The following is a 23021-nucleotide window of genomic DNA, read 5'->3' as shown; positions in this document are numbered from 1 at the left end:
ATATAATTAAATATAGCCTCTTTTAATGATTAAATTATGTTATTTAGTGAAATTAATATACCTATTTTAGCATGGTCAAATGTTAATCCACCTTGTAGATATGCTATATAAGGTTCTCTTATAGGCGCATCTGCAGATAATTCAATAGATGAACCTTGAATAAATGCACCAGCTGCCATTATAACTTCATCATTATATCCAGGCATTGCCCATGGTTCACATTCAACATAAGAATCGATTGGAGATCCTTTTTGAATACCCTTACAGAATTTTATTAAGTTCTCTCTATCGTTAAATTTAATAGCTTGAATAATATCACTTCTCTTATCGTTATACTTAGGTAAAACTTCAAATCCTGCAATTTCCATTATTCTAGAACAGAATACAGCTCCTTTAAGAGCTTCCATAACTATATGAGGTGCTAAGAATAACCCTTGATAAAGTTGTCTCATAATGCCAAATGTAGAACCACACTCCCCTCCTATTCCAGGAGTTGTTAATCTATAAGCTGCTTGTTCTACGTATTTTGCTTTACCAGCCACATATCCACCTGTTGGTGCTATTCCACCACCTAGATTTTTTATAAGTGATCCAGCAACTAAATCTGCCCCAACATCTGTAGGTTCAATTTTGTCTATTAATTCTCCATAACAGTTATCTACAAAAACGCAAACATCACTTCTGATTTCCTTTATTTTTGAAATTATTTCTCCTATTTCAGAAACTAAGAATGATTTTCTCCATCCATATCCTGTACTTCTTTGTATATGTACTAATTTAATTGTAGAATCTTCTTTAAGGACTTCTATAATCTTTTCAGTATCGAAAGTACCATCCTTTAAATCTACTTGTTTGTAGTTAACTCCATACTCTTTTAATGAACCTATATTTTCTTTTCCACTTATGCCAATTATGTTATGTAAAGTATCATAAGGAGCGCCAGTAATACATACCATGGTATCTCCTGTTTTTAAATTACCCATTAATGCACAACCAATAGCATGAGTACCATTTACAAAGTGTGGTCTAACTAAAGCACTTTCAGTATTAAATATTCTTGCATATACTTTATCTAAAGTATCTCTACCAATGTCATCATATCCATATCCTGATGAATTTGTAAAATGCATATCACTTATTCTTTCTTCTTGGAATGCATTAAGTACCTTTAGTTGATTATACTCTCTTATTTCATCATAAATTTTAAATTGTTCTTCTACATCACTTAAAGCCTTTTTATATAATTCAAATACATGTGGCTTTATGTTGTAAGATTCCATCATTAACTTTTCTGTTTCTCTTAACATTAAAGTTCCTCCATTATATATTATTTCATAATAATTATATATAATAATATGTTAAATATAAAGTTTTTTTATATTTAAAAGTTATAAAATTAATATAATTATAGAAAAGAACTGCTATAAGCAGTTCCTATAAGTTTTCATTATCTAAAAAAGGTAGAGGTTTTGATGGGGTTATTGTTGTAATTGAATGCTTATATACTAGCATTTGCTTTCCTTCGCAATCTAAAATAACAGTAAAGTTATCGAATCCTTTAACGAATCCTCTTAGTTGAAAACCGTTAACTAAATAAATAGACACTAAAGTTTTACTTTTTCTTGCGTTATTTAAGAAAATATCTTGAATATTATTACTTTGTTTATTCATAATAACCACCTCCATGGCTAAGCATTTATTTTTATATAATTATAAACTTATTAATTGTTTAAATCATCTATTATTATTTGAAGTATTTCATCATCAGATAATAGATCTTTATTTAAGAATTTAGCTCTTGGATCCTTTCTAAACCAAGTTAATTGACGTTTAGCATAGTTTCTAGAACCTTGTTTAATCATTCCTATAGCCTCTTCTAAGGTTATGGAATTTTCAAGGTATAAAAGCACCTCTTTATATCCTATTCCTTGCATTGCCTGCATAGATGAATTATACCCATTTTCCTTTAATTTAATACATTCTTCTAGAAGTCCATTTTCAAACATTATATCTACTCTTCTATTTATTCTTTCATAAAGCCTTTCTCTATTCATATCTAATACAAAATAATGAATGTCGTATTTGCTTTTATAGAAGTCTTCACCAGCATTAAATGAACTAAAAGGTTTATTAGTTACTTTATATACTTCTAATGCTCTTATTACCCTCTTCCTGTTATTAGGATGAATGGACTTATAGCTTATAGGATCAATTTCTTTTAACATTTCGTGAATATAACTATCACCATTAGCTATCGCAAGTTCTTCTAATTCTTTTCTATATGCTTCATCACTTGGCGCATCAGTGAAGTTCATATTACAAGTTAATGCATTTATATAAAGTCCTGTACCTCCAGTTAAAATAGGAAGTTTATTTTCTGTTAGTAAATCAGAAATTATTGGTTCTGCTAAAGTTTTAAAATCTACAACTGAAAATGGTTTATCTGGAGTTGTTACATCTAGCATATGATGTTTTATACCATCCATTTCAGAAGGGGTTATTTTTGCTGAACCGATATCCATGTACTTATATATTTGCATAGAATCTGTTGATACTATTTCTCCATTTAATTTCTTAGCTAACTCTATAGATAAAGCTGTTTTTCCTACTGCTGTTGGACCAGCTAAAACTAATATTTTATTTTTCATATTATAAACCTTTCTATACTATCCTTCTAAACTTTTTATCTAATTCATATTCTGTAAATTTAATTATTATAGGCCTTCCATGTGGACAGTTAAAGGGATTATCTATATATCTTAAATCAGAAATAAGTTTCTCCATTTCTATTTGTGTTAAATAATCATTTGCCTTAACTGCAGCCTTACATGCCATAGTAGCAATTTTATTTAACTTAACTTCTACTGTTTTACCACTACCCAAATTTTTTAAATTATCAATTATACTTAATAAGAAATTTTTGGCATCTAGTTTTCCTAAAAAATAAGGAACTTCTTTTAATGCAATTGTATTACCGCCAAACTCTTCTATAACAAATCCTGAATTAGTAAATATCTCCATGTTTTCCTTATAACATTCATAGTCATCTAAAGATAAATCTATTATGCAAGGAATTAGTAATTGCTGCACTACAATTTCTTTACTTTCTATATCTTTTACATACTTTTCATACAATATTTTTTCATGAGCAGCATGTTGATCTATTATATAAAGCGTATCTAAATATTCAGCTAATATATAAGTTTTATTAAACTGACCAATAACTCGTAGATCCGGAAATTTGGCCTTATTTACCTCTTTTTCCGTTACTACTTCTTTATTTATTTCTACAGAGGCTGTAGACAAATTTAAATTATTAACTTTTTCCACTTCAGATAAATTAGTTTTTGAAGAGGTAAAATTATTTGTAGTATAATAATCATTATTATTAGTATTTTCATTTATAGTTGTATTATTTAATGATTTAGAATTATTATTTAGATTATCATTATACGAATTAATAGTTTTATTTTTATTTAATTCCTTTAATTTATTATATAAATCCTCTTCTTTAGCAACATCATGTATAGTAACGTTATTATATATATCCTTTATAGAAGGTTCAACTTTATTAGAAACAATTGGTTCATCTATATGGTTACTTTTAGATGCTGTATCTAAATCTAATTTAAGTTCTTCAATAACTTCTTCATTTACAAATTTATCTTCTACCGCAAATGAATTAAATATATCTTCTTTTAAAGCAGTATGAACTGCATCAAATACTCTTTTATAAATAACTCTTTCATCTTTAAACTTTATTTCAGCTTTTGTAGGATGTATATTAACATCTATAGAGTCTGGTGATAAATCTATAAAAAGTACAAAGAAAGGGAATTTGTTGACAGTTGAGAATGATTTAAATGCATTTTCTACCGCTGCTACGATTGTTTTATTTTTTATATATCTATTATTAACAAATATACTTTCGTTGTTTCTAGAACCTCTAGCGATTATTTCTTTGCCTATATAACCATGAACTTTTAGAGTTTCATCTTCGTAGTCAAAAGGTAATACATGCTCAGATATATTTTTCCCGTAAATAGTTCGTATAACATTGTTTAAGTTACCATCTCCGTATGTATGCAATGTCTTTTTACCATTGTTAAATAGTTTAAAAGATATATCAGGGTTAGATAAAGCTATTCTTAAAATAATATCATTTATCAAACTACCTTCTCTTGAAGTAGATTTTAAAAACTTTCTTCTAGCAGGAACATTAAAAAATAAATCTTTAACTTCCATTACAGAGCCGTTATTCATCCCTATATCAGTTAATGATAATTTTTCTCCAGCTTCTAAAATTATTTCCTTACCAAAGTCACATTCAGAAGGTTTACTTCTAAAGGTTAGCTTAGATACAGATGCTATAGATGGTAAAGCTTCTCCTCTAAAACCTAAAGTATTTATAGAATATATATCTTCAACAGTTTTGATTTTAGATGTAGCATGTGGTAAGAAGGCCTTTTCTATATCTAAATTATGAACTCCTGATCCATCATCAATAACTCTTATAAGTGCTATTCCACCCTCTTCTATCTCAATAGTTATATTCTTAGAGTCAGCATCTATAGAGTTTTCTACAAGCTCTTTAACTACAGAGGCAGGACGCTCTACAACTTCCCCTGCAGCTATCTTATTAGAAGTATGTTCATCTAATAGATTAATTCTTTTCATAGAGCACCTCCTACTTTAATTTTTTAGCATCCTGAACTATTTTAAATAAAGTATTCATTGCATCTAAAGGTGTCATAGTCATAACCTCTATATTTGCAATTTCTGATAATAAAGATTCTTTTTCAAGCATAGTGAAGTCTATTTGTAATACTTCATCTCTTTCTTTAGCTATAGTAGTTTCATTAACTTTTTTAATTTCTTCTTTAGGCTTTTCTTCTATAGGAGTTTCTATAATAATTTCTTCTTTTTCTATAGCTACTTCCTTTTCATTAATATTTTCAGATTTTATTGGGTTTTCTTTATAATTATTAAATAGTTTATCTATTTCTATTGATTTTTCATTTTCTAATTTAGCTAATATATGTTTTGCTCTATCTATTACTTCTAAAGGTAATCCAGCAAGTTTAGCAACTTCAATACCATAAGATTGATCTGCTCCACCCTCAACTATCTTTCTTAAAAAGATAACTTGCCCATCAGTTTCTTTAACAGCAACTGAATAGTTTTTAACACCATCAATTATTCCTTCTAGTTTAGTTAGTTCATGATAGTGAGTAGCAAATAGTGTTTTGCACTTTAAGTTATTATTTTTAGAGATATACTCTATAACAGACCATGCAATACTTAATCCATCATAAGTTGATGTTCCTCTTCCTACTTCATCTAATAATACTAAACTATTAGGGGTAGCATTTTTTAATATATTTGATACTTCCCACATTTCTACCATGAATGTTGATTTACCACCAGCTAAATCATCTGATGCACCAATTCTTGTAAATATTTTATCGCAAACAGATATATTAGCTTTTTTAGCAGGTACAAATGAGCCTATTTGAGCCATAAGAGTAATTAATGCAACCTGTCTCATATAAGTTGATTTACCAGCCATATTAGGTCCAGTTATTAAAAGTAATCTATTATCATGTTTGTTAATACATGTATTATTAGAGACAAATTCACCGTTACCTATTACCTTTTCTACTACTGGATGTCTACCATCCTCTATCTCGATTATTCCTTCATTATTTATATTAGGTCTAATATAATCATTGTCAACAGCAACTTTAGCTAAAGTAGTAAGAGCATCTAAAGATGATATTATATTAGCGCTATTCTTTAATCTAGGAATTTGAGCTTCTACTTTATCTCTTAATTCTACAAATAGTTCATATTCAAGAGCCATTAGATGTTCGTCAGCACCAAGGATCTTTTCCTCAACTACTTTAAGTTCTTCTGTAATATAACGCTCAGCATTTGCTAAAGTTTGTTTTCTTATATATCTTCCTTCAGGTATTAGGTTATAGTTAGCTTTAGAAATTTCTATATAATATCCAAAAACTTTATTGTAGCCTATCTTTAATGACTTAATTCCAGTAAACTCTCTTTCTTTACTTTCTAGTGAAGCTATCCATTGTTTACCGTTTAATTTTGCCTCTCTTAACTCATCTACTTTCTCAGAATAACCAGCCCTTATTATATTACCTTCTTTAATAGATGTTGCAGGATCCTCCAATAAGGCCTTTGAAAGCAATGTACTTATATCTTCTAATACATCTAAGTTTTTATACCATTTATTTAATAGATCTGCTTTACACACAGATAGTCTTTCTTTTATTTCAGGTAATTTTTTTAGTGATATATTTAAAGATATTAAATCTTTTGCATTTACATTTTTATTAGAAATCTTACCTACTATTCTTTCAATATCATAGATATCTCTTAAAGCTTCACGTAGTTCTTCTGTAAAATAAATATTATTAAATAATTCATCTACAGAATTTAGTCTATTATTAATTTCATCTATATTAATTAATGGTTCCTCTATCCATTTTCTTAATGCTCTTCCACCCATTGTTGTAGATGTTTTATCTAAAACCCAAATTAAACTACCTTTTTTTGATTTTTCCTTAAGATTTTCTGTTAATTCTAAGTTTCTTCTAGAACTACTATCTATAGTCATATAATTAACTATACTGTATGTTTCAAGAATATTGATATTAGAAAGGCTCATTTTTTGAGTATCTAATATATATTTTAATAAGATAGAAGAGGCTATTTTACTTCTTAAATCTAATCCAGCAATTTCTACTTCACTAAATTGATTTATAAGCTCATCGTCAGTACAATTAAAATGAAGTATATCTTTCTTTGTTATTAATGCATTACTTATATTATGAATCTCATTTATTAAGTCTTCATCAAAGTTTATATCTACAATCACTTCTTTAGGTGAAATCTTAGATACTTCATCTAAAAGAGTTGTTTTTAGCTCTTTAAAGAAAGTAGTTTTGAATTCACCAGTAGAAATATCTGATGATGCGACTCCGTAATAGCCATCTTGATTATATATAGCCATTATATATGTATTTTTATATTCTTCTTCTCCATTTGCCTCAGAGAATGTTCCTGGTGTAATAACTTTTATTACATCTCTTTTAACAATTCCTTTAGCTTGAGCTGGATCTTCTACTTGTTCACATATTCCAACTTTATATCCTTTAGCAATTAATCTAGAAATATAGTTTGAAGCTGCATGAAAAGGAATACCACACATAGGGGCCCTTTCTTCTAGTCCACACTCTCTACCAGTTAAAACTAGTTCAAGCTCTTTAGATGCTATTTTTGCATCTTCAAAGAACATTTCATAAAAGTCACCTAATCTATAGAAAAGAATACAGTCTTGATACTTATTCTTTATCTCCATATATTGTCTCATCATTGGAGTTAAACCCATGTTAATCACCTCTGTTATAGTTTGTATGCTAAATTCAATATCTTAGCCGTTTATCAACAATTATACAACATTTCTAAATTAATAGAAAGTAATAAAATATAATCCGTATACTATATGGTATATGGTGTTTTAGCGAATAATTAATATAAAAAAGGATAACTTCTATACAGAAGTTATCCTAAAAAACTATTTTATAGCTTCACCGATTAAAGAGAAGTTTTGAGCTTTAGTAATTTTAACATTTACTATATCACCAACTTTTACATCTTCTCCAGAGAAGTTAACTAATCTACCATTTCTAGTTCTACCTGAAAGCTTACTTTCATCATTTTTACTAGTACCTTCAACTAATACTTCAACAACTTTTCCATCATAAGCTTTATTCTTAGCTATAACACCATTATTTACGACTTCGACTAATTTGTTGAATCTATGGTGTTTATCTTCTTCAGAAACTTGATCTAACATCATATCAGCAGGTGTATTATTTCTTCTAGAATATATAAATGTAAATGCTGAATCATATTGTACTTCTTTTACTAAGTTTAAAGTATCTAAGAAGTCCTCTTCAGTTTCACCAGGGAATCCAACAATTATATCTGTTGTTATAGCAACATCTGGTATTTCTTGTTTAATTTTATTTATTAAAGACATATAATACTCTCTTGTATAATGTCTATTCATTTTCTTTAATATTCTATCAGATCCGCTTTGTACAGGTAAGTGAATTTGCTCACATAACTTACCACATTCTTTAATTGCTTTAATAACATCTTCATTTAAATCTTTTGGATGAGATGTCATAAATCTAACTCTTTCTAAGCCATCAATTTCATTTATCATTCTTAAAAGTTCTGCAAATGAAACTTCATTTTCTAGTCCTTTTCCATAAGAGTTAACATTTTGACCAAGTAAAGTAACTTCTTTGTATCCTTTTGAAACTAAATCCTTTATTTCATTTATTATATCTTCAGGCTTTCTTGATCTTTCTCTACCTCTTACAAATGGTACTATACAATAAGTACAGAAGTTGTTACATCCATACATAATAGTTACAAATGCTTTTACATCACTTTGTCTATCTATTGGTAAACCTTCAACAATTTCCTCTTCTTTATTGAATATTTCTTTTATTTGAACTCCTTCTGTTCTTACTCTGTTTAAGTATTCAGGGAATTTATATGCATTGTGAGTTCCAAATATAATATTAACATATGGGAATTGCTTTAATATTTTATCAGCCATACCTTCTTGTTGCATCATACAACCACATATACCAATTATTAAATCAGGATTTTTTTCTTTTAATTTTTTTAATTGACCTAAGTTACCAAATACTTTATTTTCAGCATTTTCTCTAACACAACAAGTATTATATAAAATTATTCCTGCTTCATTTTTATCTTCTGTTCTTGTATATCCAAGTCTTTTCAGCATACCTGAAAGCTTCTCCGAATCCTCTTCATTCATTTGGCAGCCCCAAGTTTCTATATAGTATTTTAATAAGTTATCATTTATTTCGTTAACCATAAAAAATTTCCTCCATTGTTACTTATATATTCAATTCTTAATGTATTATAACATAATATTTTGTAAAAAATAAATACTAAAGCACTTAGTATTTTTTTCTTTCACCCTTTTTTGTGTAAAAAAATAAGGATAGATTTAACTATCACTTATAAAAATTTAAAATATAAATTTTTTTATAAAATAAAAATTCTAATATGTGTAAATAAAAATAATTGAAAATGATAAAATATATTTTTTATCTTTCCCATCTATTAATTATAGATTTAGGAGTAAATCCAATCCAATTATATAATTTTAATGCACTATAATTAGTTTCCTCAACTCTTATAAATAAGTCATCAATGTTCATATTCTTAGCTGTTTGAATTAAATGGTTTAATAAAATTTTACCAAACCCATAATTCCTAAATTCCTTTATTATGCCAAAATTAACAACAGTATACATATCTCTATTATAAATTATTTGCCCATATCCAATAGCTATATTATTAACTTTAATAAAAAGTGATAAATCTTCAATATAATAATCTTGCTCTATATCATTTTCTATATCCTGAATCTCTAAAGGAACTCTAGTAGAGGCAGAAAAAATAGAATTTTGCAATTTGCATCGCAGCTCTTCATCTTTTTTTAAAACAACTTTTTCTATAGAGATTTTTACTTTATTTATATTAGAATTATATAATATATTTATTTTCTTTAACAAATCTTTATTATCTTTTAATGAAGATATTAGATTAGCTATTTGTTGTGTTTTATTATAATTTTTTAAATTAATACTCATCAAAATTGAAGGCTTTACTTTCTTAAAACCTAACTTTGAAAGCATTTCATTATTAGTTTTATCATCACAAGTTTCATAAGAGAGAATAGTGTTATTAAAGTTATTTAGGATGTTGGGTGATAATAGAGATAAATATTCTGGTTTAACATATAATGACCATACACGAACTGGAATTTCTACTGGAACTTCATACCATATATAACCTATAACATTTTTATTATAAATAAATAGTTTAACAAACTTTTTTAAAAAAATTTTTAAAAAGAATTTTTCATTTTCATAGTATTCAAAAAAGTTTTTATCGTAGTTTTCTTTACTGAATCTCTCTAAATTTAAAGTTTTAAAATTCTCAAAATTATTACTAGACAACCTTTCCAACAATACCATACTTAACCTCTATTTTTTTATTTTCTCATAACCTTTAATATATAAAAAGATTACACTTATATATATATGTGTAATCTTTTTTTTATTGCTAAAAATTATTGTGCATCTTTTATACTTAATGCAATTCTTTTATTTTCTTTATCAATACTTAAAATTATACATTTAACCTCTTCATCTATTTTTAATACTTCAGAAGGATGTTTAATGTGATCATGGCTTATTTTAGAAATGTGAACTAATCCATCGATTCCAGGTTCTAATTCTACAAAAGCACCAAAATCATTAATTCTAACTACTTTACCTAAAACAGCTGAATTAATAGCATATTTTTCATCTACTACGCTCCATGGTTCTGGAGTTAAAGCTTTTATACTTAAAGATAATTTCTTTTGTTCTTTATCTAAGCTTAAAATCTTAACATCAACTATTTCACCTATTTTTAATATTTCTTCGCAAGAATTAACATGTTTCCATGAAAGTTGAGATAAGTGGATTAAACCATCAATACCATTAATTTCTGCAAAAGCACCAAATTTAGTGAATCTTTTAATTTCAGCTTTTACAATATCACCTTCATGTAATGAATCCCAAGCTAACTTTTCTTTTTCAACTTTAGCTTCTTCTAATATTATTCTTCTTGATGCAACTATTTTTGAAAGATTATCTCTTGAAAAATCAATTAATCTTACAGTTAAAGAAGTTCCAACTAGGCTTTCTTTATTTTCAACATATTTTATATCTATTTGAGATGCAGGGATGAATATTCTAACACCATTATAGTATGCTACTAACCCTTTTTCTTTAGCATCTTTAATAATAACATCAAATTCAGATTTACTATTGAATAAATCTTCTAATTTAGATAATGTTTCTTCTTTTTCATATTCTAATCTAGATAAAACTACATAATTATCTTCATTTTTTAATTTTATTACCTTAGCTTTTATTGTATCTCCAACTTTTAAAGTTTCTAATACTGAATCAAGTCTATCTTCAGATGTTAATTCTTTAAAAGGAATTACTCCATCAGACTTATATCCAACTAATGATATTTGTAATTGACCATCCTTTATTGAAAGTATTTCTCCTTCAATTTCATCACCGATCTTAAATCTTCTGTCCATTTCATTCATTAATAATAATTGTTCTTCCATTTTTATAATCCCTCCATAATTTTGATTACTTCCTTTATAATCCAATCTGGAGTTGAAGCTCCAGCTGTTATACCAACATTTTTAATATTCTTATTTTCTAATAAATCTTTAGGTAATTCACTAGCATTTTCAATATGAATTGTGTTATCACAGTTTGCTTTAGCTATTTGATATAGCTTAGTTGTGTTTGAGCTATGCTTACCACCTATAACAATCATGAAGTCAACATTTTTTGATAAATCATATACACTTTTTTGTCTTTCTTCAGTTGCTGCACAAATTGTATTAAAAGATTTTAATTCTTTAATTGATTCTTTAGATAAATTAGCCATTGTTTTATCCCAATTTTCTTCTTTTTCTGTAGTTTGAGAAACTACACAGACCTTATTAGGAATATGATCTTTAAAGCTACCATCATTAGTAATTATGGCATCATTATTACACCAACCATTAATACCAACAACCTCAGGATGTTTTTCATCACCAAGAATAACAATTTTATATCCTTCACGTGAGAATTTATTAACCTTTTGTTGAATATTAGTTACAAATGGGCATGTTGCATTTATAACAATTAATCCTTTTTCATTTAAATAATCAAATGTTTGTTTTGATACACCATGAGATCTTATTAAGATAACATCTCCTTTACTTAGAGTATCTATGTCATTTAGGTCTATTGCATATATACTATTTTCTTCTAAGTATCGTACTACATCACCATTATGTATTAATGGGCCCAATGTATATATTTTTTTATTAAATTGTTTTTGAGTTTTTATTGCTTCATCTACTGCCCTTTTAACTCCAAAACAAAAACCAGCATTTTCAGCTAATAATACCTTCATAAATTTTCTCCTATATCTTTAGTTTTTAAATGATATCTCTTAATCTATTGTAAAGCATTTTCTATAAAATTACAAATTATTTCAGTCACTTCAGTAATATTATAATTAGAACTATCAATTTCTATAGCATCATCAGCCTTTTTTAATGGATCAACAGCACGAGTACTATCAATGTGGTCTCTTTTTATTATATCTTCTAAAAGTTTATCATAATTAACATCTAAGCCTCTGTTTAAAAGCTCTGTGTATCTTCTTCTTGCTCTTTCTTCTGGTGATGCTGTTAGGAAAAACTTAAATTTAGAATTTTTTAGTACTACTGTTCCAATATCTCTACCATCCATAATTACATTATATTTTTCTGACATTTTTCTTTGTAAAGTAACAAGCTTACTTCTTACTTCAGGAATAGAAGCATAATTAGAAACTATTTCACTTATTTCAGGCATTGTTATTTCATTTTGAATGTTAACACCATCTAATATTAAATCATCATTTTCAAAATGCATTTCCATGTTATCTATCATTGTCATTAATGCATCAATATTAGTAGTAGCGATATCATTTCTTTTAGCTAATAAAGCTACAGCTCTATACATTGCTCCAGTATTTATATACATCAAATTAAATTTTTTGCCTACTAACTTAGCTATTGTACTTTTTCCCGCACCAGCTGGTCCATCTATTGCTACTGATATTCTCATAATAATTTTTCCACCTTTCAAATAAAACCTCTATCTTATGTTCTTATTAATTATATAATTAAAATTAAAATATAACAATCGTTAAAGAAAACTTGATATTTAAACTAATAGTTGTAAGAATAAATTCTTTATGGCTTTCATAACGAAATTTTACTTTAGAATATTATTAAATATTGCTTCCAGCAATATATCCAGTTGATAATGCTATTTGTACATTATAACCGCCAGTAAATGCATCTACATCTATAACTTCACCTGCAAATGATAAGTTTGTAATTAACTTTGATTTCATAGTAGATGGATCAATTTCTAATGTATTAACACCACCAGCTGTTACTATTGCCTCTTCAATAGGTCTTAATCCTTTAATATCCATTTTGATATTTTTAATTATATGTACAAGATTTTTTCTTTCCTCTTTAGTTATAACATTTACTTTTTTATCCTCTGGAATGCCACTTAATTTAATTATTAAAGGAATTATCTTTTGAGGTAATAAATCATTTAAAGAATTTTTAAATTCTTTGTTTTGATATTTTAAAAAATCCTTTTGAATTCTTTTGTCAAGCTCCTTAGTTTCTAATGCCGGCTTTAAATCAAGTAAAGCTATATAACTTGAATCATTTTTTATAAATCTTGAACCTTTTAATACTAATGGACCAGACATACCAAAGCTTGTGAATAGCATTTCACCTTGCTCTTTATATAAAACCTTATTATTTTTTAAAATACTTAATGAAATATTTTTAAGGGATAATCCCATTAATTCCTTCAGCCATTTTTCATTTAATTCAATAGGAACTAATGAAGGCTTTAAATCAATTATGCTATGCCCAAGTTTTTTTGCAAACTCATGCCCTTCACCTCTAGATCCTGTAAGTGGGTAAGAAGCTCCACCGGTAGCTATAATGAAATGATCACCCATTATTTTTTGAGAGTTATTTATTTCAACACCTAATATTCTATCGTTTTTAGATAAAATATTAGTTACTTTAGAGTTTAGTTTAACTTGAACATTATTGTCTTTTAATCCATTAGAAAGTCCTTTTATAATATCAGATGACTTATCAGATGATGGGAATATCCTTCCACCACGTTCTGTTTTTAATTTAATTCCTTGGTTTTCAAAAAAGTTTATAGTATCTTCATTTGTAAAGGAATAAAGTGAACTATATAGGAAATGAGGGTTTCCATAGATATAATCAAAAAATTCACTTATATCTTTAGCATTTGTAACATTACATCTACCTTTACCTGTTATAAATAGTTTTTTACCAACTCTATCATTTCCGTCTAAAAGAATAACTTCATGATTTTTAGAGGCAGTAATTGCGGCCATTATTCCTGCAGGGCCAGCGCCTATTACAATGACTTTTGCCATTTAAAATCCTCCTAAAATTTTATTTATAATAACTAGAGGAATTAACATTTGTTAATTCCTCCTCTTTTAGAATAAAATATCTTAATCATCTCCGACATTTCTATTATTATAGGAGTAGACATTGTATTCTTGCCATATTTCTTCAAGACTATTAAATGTAGAAGAAATGTTTTCTTTTTCTCTCATTCCAACAGCTATTATTAAAGCATTTATTACTGATAATGGGGCTACTAAAGAGTCAACAAAAGACGCCATATTACTTTGAGCAATTAATGCATAATCAGCTCTTGTTGCTAATGGAGATAAAAAGCTATCTGTTACAGCTACAACTGTTGCACCCCTATCTTGAGCAAATGCTAAAGCATCTATTGTTCTACTAGCATAACGTGGGAAACCAATTCCTATTACTAAATCTCCTTCACCAACATTTATCATTTGTTCAAAGATATCAGAAATGCCATAGCCAACAGTTTTTACATTTTGTAAAATAATATTTAAATAGAAACCTAAAAATTCAGCTAATGCCATTGAGCTTCTAAGACCTATTATATAAATTCTCTTAGCCGTAAAAATATTATTAACAACATCTTCAAATGTATTATAATCGATTTTTTCCATTGTAGATCGAATGTTTTCCATATCTGCTTTTAAAACACCTTTTAAAGCATGACCTTCAGTTATATAGTCACTAGATAACTCCAATCTTTGTACTGTTGTTAATTTATTTTTTATTAATTCTTGAAGAGATTTTTGAAGTTTAGGATATCCTGAAAAACCTAATTCTATTGCAAATCTTACTACAGTTGATTCTGAGACTCCAACTGAAGTTCCAAGTTTAGCGGCTGTCATAAATGCTGCCTTATCATAATTTTTTAATATGTATTCAGCAATTAGCTTTTGCCCCTTACTTAATCTAGGAAATCTCATTTGAATTAACTTCATTAAATCCTTTGATTCATCATTAATACTTCGTTCCATTATTGTACGCTCCTAATTTAATTAACTTCAATTATTTTAGCATTATTTATAAATTTAATCAATGTTAGCATATTAAAAATTGCAAGATTTATAAATAATAATTCAAAAAAAACTATTTTTTCTCCACTATTACTAGTAACGGGGACTTGTCAGATCTATTTATACATTCGTGTAGCATAACTCCAAACTTATTTTTAGGTAAGTTTCTTAAATATTGAATAATGCAACTTTCCTCTTCTTTACCTTCATTATGACCTCTATAAATAGCTATGGTCATTATTCCATTACTAGATAATAAATTTAAAGAAATTTGTATACTTTTAAGACTAGTTTCTGCTAAAGTTGTTACTTCCTTATTGCCACCTGGTAAATATCCAAGATTGTAACATATACAATTAATTTCTTCATTAACAAATTCATCTATTTTATGGTGCGATTCATTTATTATTATTACGTTATTATTTTTATCTATGTATTTTTCACAAGCCTCTTTTTGAATTTCAAAAGCATATACTTTGTTAAAGCATGAAGATAAAAAATCACAGTCATATCCATTTCCTAATGTTGCATCAACTGCGACATTTTTATTTTCTACATATTCATTAATAATATTATGTGCTAATATACTGACATCAGAAACATATTTAAACATAATCTAACCTCTACAAACCTTTAATATAATTTAATTCACTATCAGTTAAGGGTCTCCACTCCCCTTTTTTTAGATAACCTAATTTTATATCTCCTATTGAAACTCTTTTAAGGCTTATAACTTCATGATTTAAAGAAGAACACATTCTTCTTATTTGTCTGTTTTTACCTTCGTGTATTGAAATTTCAACAGTTGATAATATTTCATCACAATTTTTTCTTTTATTGAATCTTTTCTCTTCAGATATCACTTCAATATCTGCTTCAGCAGTAACATAACCGCCAATATCTATTCCTTTTTTAAAGCGTTTGATATCATTTTCACTAAATTTACCTCTACATACAGCAATATAATTTTTCTTTATAGATACTCTAGGGTGTATTATATTATTATAAATACTACCATCATTTGTTAATATCAATAATCCAGAACTATCGTAGTCTAATCTACCTATAGGATATATTCTTTCTTCAACATTAACTATATCTAAAACAGTTTTTCTACCCTTTTCATCTTTAACAGAAGTTATGTATCCTTCTGGCTTATTAAGCATTATGTAAACTTTTTTCTCTTCTACTTTTATAATGTTATTATTATATTCAACAATATCTTTTTCAGGATCAATTTTAGTTCCGACTTCTGTTATAACGATACCATTTACCTTAATTTTTCCATCTAAAATTATTTCTTCACACTTTCTTCTTGAAGCGATACCACATCTAGCCATGTACTTTTGTAATCTTTCTTCCATTTTATTCACTCCGTCTCTTAATATTCAAAGTAATTATATAGTTTATAGTTAATTAATACAACTAAATCTTTATAGGTTTATATTATAAACATAAAATAATTTTGATTAATATTTATAAGTATGCAATAGTTACTTAATTTTATATTTTATGTATAAATTATCAAATTATATTCGATAATTGTATATTTATGTGATAATATATATATATTAGAAAAATTACTTAATGTTACATATGAAAAGGGAGGCTATGTTATGTATTTGGAAAAAATTAAAGAAGCTAGGGAAAATATAAAGGGTGTGGTTACTAAAACGCCATTATTGTATAGTAATGTATTTAGTAAAGGTAGTAATAATGATGTATACATGAAGTGTGAAAATCTTCAATTAACAGGGGCATATAAAATTAGAGGTGCATTAAATAAAATTATATCTTTAACTGAAGAGGAAAAAGCTAAAGGGGTTATTTGTTCATCTGCAGGAAATCATGCTCAAGGAGTTGCTTATGCATCATCATTACTGGGAGTAAAATCTAGCATAGTAATGCCTGAAACTACTCCATACTTAAAGGTTGAATCAACTAAAAATTATGGTGGTAATATAGTGCTTCATGGAAAATGTTATGATGATGCTTTTATTAAGGCAAAAACTATTGAAGAAGAGGAAGGGAAAGTTTTTATACATCCTTTTAATGATATGGATGTAATTTATGGACAAGGTACAATTGCATTAGAAATATTTGAAGATATTAATAATTTAGATTATATACTTGTTCCAATAGGTGGAGGTGGTTTAATCTCAGGTGTAAGCCTTGCTGCTAAATCCTTAAATCCAAATATAAAAATAGTTGGGGTACAAGCTGAAGGGGCACCTTCAATGGCTTTAAGTATACAAAATGATAAAATTTGCACATTAGATAGTGTTAATACCATTGCTGATGGTATTTCAGTAAAGACACCTGGAAGTAAGACTTTTGAAATTGTTAGAGAATATGTCGATGAAATTATAACAGTTTCAGAGAGTGATATTGTAGATTCATTCCTTTTATTAGTTGAAAAGCATAAATTAGTAGCTGAAGCATCTGGTGTTGTAACTTTAGCTGCATTAAAGAAATTAAAAGCAAAAAATAAAAAAGTATGTTGTATATTAAGTGGTGGAAATATTGATATGCTTACAATATCAAAATTAATAAATAATGGACTTGTTTCAAAGGGTAGACTATTTTGCTTCTCTGTGGAGCTTAAAAATGTACCAGGAGAGTTATTAAAAATATCTGAAGTTTTAGCAAAGGAAAATGCAAATGTGGTAAAACTTGAACATAATCAATTTAAGGCTATTAATAGAATTCACAATGTATTATTAGAAGTTACTGTAGAAACTAATGGACATGAGCATATTGAGAAGATTATTAATTCATTTGAAAGAGAAAAATATTCTATTAAGGTTATGTATTAAGCAACCTATAAAAAGTTAATAAAAATAATATAAGTCTGCAATTTAAATTGCAGACTTATATTTTATTATGTGTAAATTCTAAACTCCGTATTTTTTGTAATATTCAGCTATAGCAGCTTTTATTTTATCATCAATATAGACAGTTCCATCAATTTCTCTATTATATAAGTATTCAACAACTTCAGCCATTGTAACTATAGGATAGGTTGTAATTCCAAATGCTTCTTTGATTTCAGCTTGAGCTGATTGTTCTCCTTTACCCTTTTCCATTCTATCAACAGATATTACTAAACCAGCAATTTCTACATCACCTTGAGCTTTTAATATTGGTGCTGTTTCATAAATTGAAGTTCCTGCAGTCATAACATCTTCAACTATAACTACTTTTTTTGTGCTATCTAGTTTAGCACCAAGTAATATTCCACCTTCGCCATGATCTTTAACTTCTTTTCTGTTTGAACAATATTCAACATTTGCTCCATATAGTTTGTTCATAGATATAGCAGTAGTAACAGTTAATGGAATTCCTTTATAAGCTGGTCCGAATAATACATCTACATCAGAACCAATATGCTCATTAATAGTTTTAGCATAAAATTCACCTAATTTTTCAAGTTGTTCTCCTGTAGTATAGTTTCCTGTATTAATAAAGAATGGTGTTTGACGTCCGCTTTTTGTAACAAATTCTCCAAATCTTAAAACATTACTTCTTACCATAAATTCTATAAATTCTTGTTTGTATTTTTGCATAGAAAACAACTCCTCTAATATGTATATTTTTCTTAAATATTGTAACATTATTCGGTAAAAAAGCCAATAAATATTTAAAATAAATAAATGTATATTTATGGTTAGTATATTTTGAAGATGTCAATAATTAAAAGGTGAAAGTTACTAGGGAGAAGGTATAAGTAGTATTTTATTTTTAGGAGGTAGATATGAAGATAAAAAAAAGATCACTATTTATTACAATTATTATTTTAATAATAGTTATTATTTCAGCTATTCAAGTAAAAAGATTAAAATTTTTATTTGAAATTATAAAATTAAGTAATAGCTTACCTACCATATCAAGTGATTTTTATAATGAGCCAATTAAAGATATAACCTATAAAGATATAGTATATAAAAAAAGAGGTAATAAAGAGCTTACATTAGATATTTATACAAATAAAGAAGCTAAAGAGCCAACGCCAGTAATTATATATGTATTTGGAAATGGGTGGATGTATGGTGATAAAGTAATACCTTCTGCTATAGAATCTATTATTGATTTATTTAAGGATGAAGGTTATGCAGTAATTAGTACATCATATGAGTTAATGGATGATGAAGTTATTTTAGAAGATCAGATATCAGATGTTAAAGATACAATTAGATGGGTATATAAAAATAAAGATAAATATAATTTGGATGTAAATAATATAGGAATTATAGGACCATCTGCTGGGGCTCAACTTTCAATGATGGCTGCTTTCTCACAGGATGATGAATTCATAGGGGATCAATCGTTAAAATCATATTCATCTAAAGTAAAGTACATAATTGATTTATTTGGTCCAGCTAGATTAAGTGAAGTAAATTTATCAGTTGGTCCAGAAGAGGTTGTTGAAAAGTTTACTGAAAATGATATAGAAAAATTATCTAAAGAATTTAGTCCCATTGAATATGTAAGAGAGGATTTACCTGATACGCTTATAATTCATAGTTTAAAGGATAATATTGTACCCTATGAAACTTCTGTAGAATTATATGAAACTGCATCAGAGTATAATAATAATTTTGAGTTATATACATTGCAAAATTGCACTCACTATCTAGAAAACTTATCAAACACTGAAGCTCTAAATTTATATATGAAAATTGTTGATTATATATTAAGTGAAACTAATTAAATATAAAGTGGAGTGTCATAAGCAGATACATGGATAAAGAAAAAATGAAATATTAATTTAGAGGGAACATTGAAATTGAACCGTAGAATTTCACAGTTCCCGGAAAATAAATATTTCATTTTTTCGCCCCATGTGGTGCGCAATATTATTCAAGGATTTTTATTTTTTTATTATTAGCATCAAGAAGTATTTTTGATCCTAAAGGTAGTGTTAAAGTTGGAAGACAATGGCCACAAACTAAGTTGCTTATGGTTGGCTTTTTTAATGGTGAAATAATTTCATTAAAAACTTCTTGTAATGATAAACTTTTTTTATTATTTGGAGCAATACAATTAGTAAAGGATCCTAAAATTATTCCATTTGCATCTTTTAATTTTCCAGATTGTTTTAACTGAGTAAGCATTCTATCTATTTTATATGGTACTTCTTCTACCTCTTCTAAAAACAATATCTTATTTTTCGTATTTATTTCATATTTAGTTCCTAATGAAGAGCAAATTAATGATAAATTTCCACCGATAAGCTGGCCACTACTTATACCATTATTAATAATTTCAAGATTATCTTCTTCAGGATTAAATAGTTCTTCTACTTTATCATTCTCAAAAATAAATTTTTTGTAGTAATTAGCGCTATATTCATCTAATCCTTTTATTAGTTCAGTTGATATCATGGGACCATGATATGTTATAAGTTTACTTTTTTGATTTATAGCAATGTGAAGTGCAGTAATATCACTGTAACCAACAAAAATTTTAGGATTTTTTTTGATTAGTTTAAAATCTATAAGGTTTAATAATCTAGCACAACCGTAACCACCTCGAAGTGCAAAAATTCCTTTTATATTTTTATCTGCAAACATACAATTTATATCATTTGCTCTTATATCATCAGTTCCAGATAAAAATCCATGCTCTGATAGGCAGCTCTCTCCTACTACTACCTTTAATCCTAACTGATTTAATGAATCTACACATTTATCAATTAAATTTTTATCGGTAGGGCTTGCAGGTGCTATTATAGCTACACTATCACCTTGTTGTAATGGTTTAGGTTTAATCATTTTTATCATCCTTTTATAATCAATATATTTTAATATATTATTTATAAATTATAATTAGTAACTATTGATTACTATTTTTGATGTAATTTTAAATTAGCATACTAATTGGTATTAAAAGTAAAGATTCTCCCGGAACTTTAAATCGAGGTTGCTCGGGTAAATAAATACCCGCACTTGATAGATTTTCCATAAGTGGCGAACAACAGCTTAAAAAGTTTTCATAAAAGTTAGGTTGCCCGGATTTTCTTAATAAATGAATATATTGATTTGAGTTACATTTTCTAATAACCTTTCCAACTATAGTACAGGGGCAATCTGCACTATCGTAAGTATTTGCATAAGTACTAATGAAATTACTATTATTAACTGTTAATACAACATCCATATTGCCACACTTTACAATCATATCTTGACTGTTATTAGTAGTTAAAAGTGATTTTAAGTAATTAACTTGTTTGTACATGGTATCATAGTTTACAAATGAGCTATTAGTACTTTTTAAAGTTTGACAATATGAATTTAGATTATCTGTTCCAATACAGGATAATAAATTAGATAAACTATCTATATAAGATACCATAGATTCGCTAGATATTTGTCCACTTAATTTAACATAATCACCTGAACTTATATTAGATGTCGAATAACTACTGCTATCCAATTCTTTAATTAAATTTGATTGATTTAAGCCTTCAAGTAATTGGTGATGTATCTCAAATGTTGTAAATATTCGAGTTAACTCTTCTTCACGTCTAACAAATCTTCTACCTTCCAATGATTGATTATCCCTATTTACTGTTGTTACGGTATCAGCTTCAGTGAAGTTTTTTCCTTTATATCCATCACGTTCATCTCTTACGCATCTATCTTCACCATAATGTTGGTTACTGCCTTCAGTTCCTGTTTTTGCGTTTAAGGTTCTATCTTCTATAAATCTAGAGGTCCTTTTTTCAATAAATCCATCTATAACTAGAGAATTTAAATTCTTAGTTAAGGCCTCATCAAGATAAATAAGTAAGTCAAGAGCATCACTCAAAAGATATTACCTCCTTATAGAGTTTTATACAATATCATAATGATTTATATTTTAAAGTTTATTATTTTTTAGATCTATAATATTTAAATATAAGAGGCTTATATATAGTATTCTAAATATGATAATTAATTACTTCTTATTAATGAAAATAAAATACTGCTTAATAAAATAATTGCAATAACTAATAATGACACTACTGTTGATATATTAATTCCCCAAAATGCAACAAATAATTTTATACCTGTAAACATTAGAATAAATGCAACTCCATATTTTATATAACTAAACATACTATTTAATTTTGCTAATAGGAAATAAAGGCTTCTTAAACCTAAGATAGCAAATATATTAGAGGCATATACTATATATGGATTAGTGGTAATTGAAAAAATTGCTGGAATAGAATCTAATGCAAATATAATATCGGAACTCTCAATTAATACTAAAATTAATAATAATGGAGTGGCATGTAATACTCCATTAATTCTAACAAAGAAATTTTCATGATGTAATTCATTTGTAACTGGAATTAAATACTTCATAATATTTAAAACTTTACTTTTAGAAAAATCAGTCTCTTCTTCTTTATTTAATAATATTTTTAGCCCACTACAAAATAAGAAAAACCCGAAAATATATAAAACCCAATTAAATTTGTTAATTATTGCAACACCTAAAAAAATAAATATAAACCTTAATATTACAGCACCTATAATTCCATAAGTAAGTACTCTTTTTTGATATGAAATTGGAATGTTAAATGAGGTAAATATAATCAAAAATAAAAATAAATTATCTACACTTAAACTTAATTCAATTATGTATCCACCTAAAAATTCAAGTCCATAATCTGCTCCGAAAATAAAATAAATAAATACATTAACTACAAAGGCAAGGCTTGCCCACATTACAAAATTTCTTAATGCACTTCTTGCTCTCAAAATACTTCTCCTTATATTAAATTAATTCACAGAATAATTATATGATTTAATATA

At 27.1% G+C, this 23021-nt stretch carries 18 protein-coding genes and 1 pseudogene; 2 read left to right on the top strand and 17 right to left on the bottom strand.

The genetic code is table 11. The annotated features are described in order from the left end of the window. Positions 1-29: 29 nt before the first annotated feature. The 13 genes and pseudogenes from I2E98_RS12285 to I2E98_RS12220 form a co-directional block, all read right to left on the bottom strand. Positions 30-1307 (bottom strand): methionine gamma-lyase family protein, encoded by a 1278-nt coding sequence (locus tag I2E98_RS12285; RefSeq protein WP_195469188.1) that lies wholly within the window; start codon positions 1305-1307, stop codon positions 30-32. A gap of 127 nt (positions 1308-1434) precedes the next feature. Further along, positions 1435-1671: an RNA chaperone Hfq gene (hfq, locus tag I2E98_RS12280; protein ID WP_195469187.1), complete on the bottom strand. Its 237-nt coding sequence runs from the start codon at positions 1669-1671 to the stop codon at positions 1435-1437. A 50-nt stretch (positions 1672-1721) separates the two neighbouring features. Beyond that, positions 1722-2648, bottom strand: coding sequence for a tRNA (adenosine(37)-N6)-dimethylallyltransferase MiaA (miaA, locus tag I2E98_RS12275; RefSeq protein ID WP_195469186.1), 927 nt, complete (start codon positions 2646-2648; stop codon positions 1722-1724). Between the two features lie 13 nt (positions 2649-2661). Further along, positions 2662-4677: a DNA mismatch repair endonuclease MutL gene (mutL, locus tag I2E98_RS12270; RefSeq protein ID WP_195469185.1), complete on the bottom strand. Its 2016-nt coding sequence runs from the start codon at positions 4675-4677 to the stop codon at positions 2662-2664. Positions 4678-4687: 10 nt separating this feature from the next. Next, complete coding sequence (gene mutS, locus I2E98_RS12265; RefSeq protein WP_195469184.1) at positions 4688-7414, bottom strand: DNA mismatch repair protein MutS; 2727 nt, start codon at positions 7412-7414, stop codon at positions 4688-4690. Positions 7415-7600: 186 nt separating this feature from the next. After that, positions 7601-8944 carry a tRNA (N6-isopentenyl adenosine(37)-C2)-methylthiotransferase MiaB gene (gene miaB / locus I2E98_RS12260; RefSeq protein ID WP_195469183.1) on the bottom strand — a complete coding sequence of 448 codons (1344 nt, stop codon included), beginning with the start codon at positions 8942-8944 and terminating at the stop codon, positions 7601-7603. Between the two features lie 235 nt (positions 8945-9179). Beyond that, positions 9180-10115, bottom strand: a complete 936-nt coding sequence (locus I2E98_RS12255) for a GNAT family N-acetyltransferase (RefSeq protein ID WP_195469182.1) — start codon at positions 10113-10115, stop codon at positions 9180-9182. A gap of 95 nt (positions 10116-10210) precedes the next feature. Beyond that, positions 10211-12117: pseudogene (locus tag I2E98_RS16065) on the bottom strand (bifunctional 4-hydroxy-3-methylbut-2-enyl diphosphate reductase/30S ribosomal protein S1). 44 nt (positions 12118-12161) lie between these two features. Then, the gene (cmk, locus tag I2E98_RS12240) at positions 12162-12824 is read right to left on the bottom strand and encodes a (d)CMP kinase (RefSeq protein ID WP_195469203.1); all 663 of its coding nucleotides are present in this window, start codon (positions 12822-12824) and stop codon (positions 12162-12164) included. 160 nt (positions 12825-12984) lie between these two features. Further along, complete coding sequence (locus tag I2E98_RS12235) at positions 12985-14199, bottom strand: NAD(P)/FAD-dependent oxidoreductase (RefSeq protein ID WP_195469179.1); 1215 nt, start codon at positions 14197-14199, stop codon at positions 12985-12987. A gap of 81 nt (positions 14200-14280) precedes the next feature. Then, positions 14281-15177 carry a MurR/RpiR family transcriptional regulator gene (locus I2E98_RS12230; RefSeq protein ID WP_195469178.1) on the bottom strand — a complete coding sequence of 299 codons (897 nt, stop codon included), beginning with the start codon at positions 15175-15177 and terminating at the stop codon, positions 14281-14283. Positions 15178-15289: 112 nt separating this feature from the next. Further along, positions 15290-15829 (bottom strand): class I SAM-dependent methyltransferase, encoded by a 540-nt coding sequence (locus I2E98_RS12225; protein ID WP_195469177.1) that lies wholly within the window; start codon positions 15827-15829, stop codon positions 15290-15292. A gap of 10 nt (positions 15830-15839) precedes the next feature. Continuing rightward, complete coding sequence (locus I2E98_RS12220) at positions 15840-16580, bottom strand: pseudouridine synthase (RefSeq protein WP_195469176.1); 741 nt, start codon at positions 16578-16580, stop codon at positions 15840-15842. Positions 16581-16832: 252 nt separating this feature from the next. Here I2E98_RS12220 and ilvA point away from each other — a divergent pair, with 252 nt between their 5' ends. After that, the gene (gene ilvA / locus I2E98_RS12215; protein WP_195469175.1) at positions 16833-18032 is read left to right on the top strand and encodes a threonine ammonia-lyase; all 1200 of its coding nucleotides are present in this window, start codon (positions 16833-16835) and stop codon (positions 18030-18032) included. Between the two features lie 78 nt (positions 18033-18110). Here the strand turns inward: ilvA and pyrE are convergent, their stop codons facing one another. After that, positions 18111-18782: an orotate phosphoribosyltransferase gene (gene pyrE / locus I2E98_RS12210; protein WP_195469174.1), complete on the bottom strand. Its 672-nt coding sequence runs from the start codon at positions 18780-18782 to the stop codon at positions 18111-18113. Between the two features lie 188 nt (positions 18783-18970). Between pyrE and I2E98_RS12205 the strand changes: the two genes are divergently transcribed. Beyond that, the gene (locus tag I2E98_RS12205; protein ID WP_195469173.1) at positions 18971-19927 is read left to right on the top strand and encodes an alpha/beta hydrolase; all 957 of its coding nucleotides are present in this window, start codon (positions 18971-18973) and stop codon (positions 19925-19927) included. A gap of 145 nt (positions 19928-20072) precedes the next feature. Here the strand turns inward: I2E98_RS12205 and I2E98_RS12200 are convergent, their stop codons facing one another. From I2E98_RS12200 to I2E98_RS12190, 3 genes are all read right to left on the bottom strand, one after another. After that, complete coding sequence (locus I2E98_RS12200; protein WP_195469172.1) at positions 20073-20990, bottom strand: LD-carboxypeptidase; 918 nt, start codon at positions 20988-20990, stop codon at positions 20073-20075. Positions 20991-21078: 88 nt separating this feature from the next. After that, the gene (locus tag I2E98_RS12195; protein WP_195469171.1) at positions 21079-22026 is read right to left on the bottom strand and encodes a hypothetical protein; all 948 of its coding nucleotides are present in this window, start codon (positions 22024-22026) and stop codon (positions 21079-21081) included. Positions 22027-22151: 125 nt separating this feature from the next. Continuing rightward, positions 22152-22967: a TerC/Alx family metal homeostasis membrane protein gene (locus tag I2E98_RS12190; RefSeq protein WP_195469170.1), complete on the bottom strand. Its 816-nt coding sequence runs from the start codon at positions 22965-22967 to the stop codon at positions 22152-22154. Between the last annotated feature and the right edge of the window lie 54 nt (positions 22968-23021).

Source organism: Clostridium sp. D43t1_170807_H7 (assembly GCF_015555905.1).
Taxonomy (GTDB): Bacteria; Bacillota; Clostridia; order Clostridiales; family Clostridiaceae; genus Clostridium.
The sequence above is the reverse complement of the archived record's forward strand: the minus strand, read 5'-3'. Positions and strand labels throughout refer to the sequence as shown.

What these genes read in the sequence shown, in the direction of transcription:
- mutS (WP_195469184.1), bottom strand. Translation starts at nt 7,414, where the DNA reads ATGGGTTTAACTCCAATGATGAGACAATATATGGAGATAAAGAATAAG.
- I2E98_RS12230 (WP_195469178.1), bottom strand. Translation starts at nt 15,177, where the DNA reads ATGGAACGAAGTATTAATGATGAATCAAAGGATTTAATGAAGTTAATT.
- I2E98_RS12205 (WP_195469173.1), top strand. Translation starts at nt 18,971, where the DNA reads ATGAAGATAAAAAAAAGATCACTATTTATTACAATTATTATTTTAATA.
- I2E98_RS12225 (WP_195469177.1), bottom strand. Translation starts at nt 15,829, where the DNA reads ATGTTTAAATATGTTTCTGATGTCAGTATATTAGCACATAATATTATT.
- I2E98_RS12220 (WP_195469176.1), bottom strand. Translation starts at nt 16,580, where the DNA reads ATGGAAGAAAGATTACAAAAGTACATGGCTAGATGTGGTATCGCTTCA.
- ilvA (WP_195469175.1), top strand. Translation starts at nt 16,833, where the DNA reads ATGTATTTGGAAAAAATTAAAGAAGCTAGGGAAAATATAAAGGGTGTG.
- I2E98_RS12285 (WP_195469188.1), bottom strand. Translation starts at nt 1,307, where the DNA reads ATGTTAAGAGAAACAGAAAAGTTAATGATGGAATCTTACAACATAAAG.
- I2E98_RS12200 (WP_195469172.1), bottom strand. Translation starts at nt 20,990, where the DNA reads ATGATTAAACCTAAACCATTACAACAAGGTGATAGTGTAGCTATAATA.
- I2E98_RS12255 (WP_195469182.1), bottom strand. Translation starts at nt 10,115, where the DNA reads ATGGTATTGTTGGAAAGGTTGTCTAGTAATAATTTTGAGAATTTTAAA.
- miaB (WP_195469183.1), bottom strand. Translation starts at nt 8,944, where the DNA reads ATGGTTAACGAAATAAATGATAACTTATTAAAATACTATATAGAAACT.
- pyrE (WP_195469174.1), bottom strand. Translation starts at nt 18,782, where the DNA reads ATGCAAAAATACAAACAAGAATTTATAGAATTTATGGTAAGAAGTAAT.
- I2E98_RS12235 (WP_195469179.1), bottom strand. Translation starts at nt 14,199, where the DNA reads ATGGCAAAAGTCATTGTAATAGGCGCTGGCCCTGCAGGAATAATGGCC.
- miaA (WP_195469186.1), bottom strand. Translation starts at nt 2,648, where the DNA reads ATGAAAAATAAAATATTAGTTTTAGCTGGTCCAACAGCAGTAGGAAAA.
- hfq (WP_195469187.1), bottom strand. Translation starts at nt 1,671, where the DNA reads ATGAATAAACAAAGTAATAATATTCAAGATATTTTCTTAAATAACGCA.
- mutL (WP_195469185.1), bottom strand. Translation starts at nt 4,677, where the DNA reads ATGAAAAGAATTAATCTATTAGATGAACATACTTCTAATAAGATAGCT.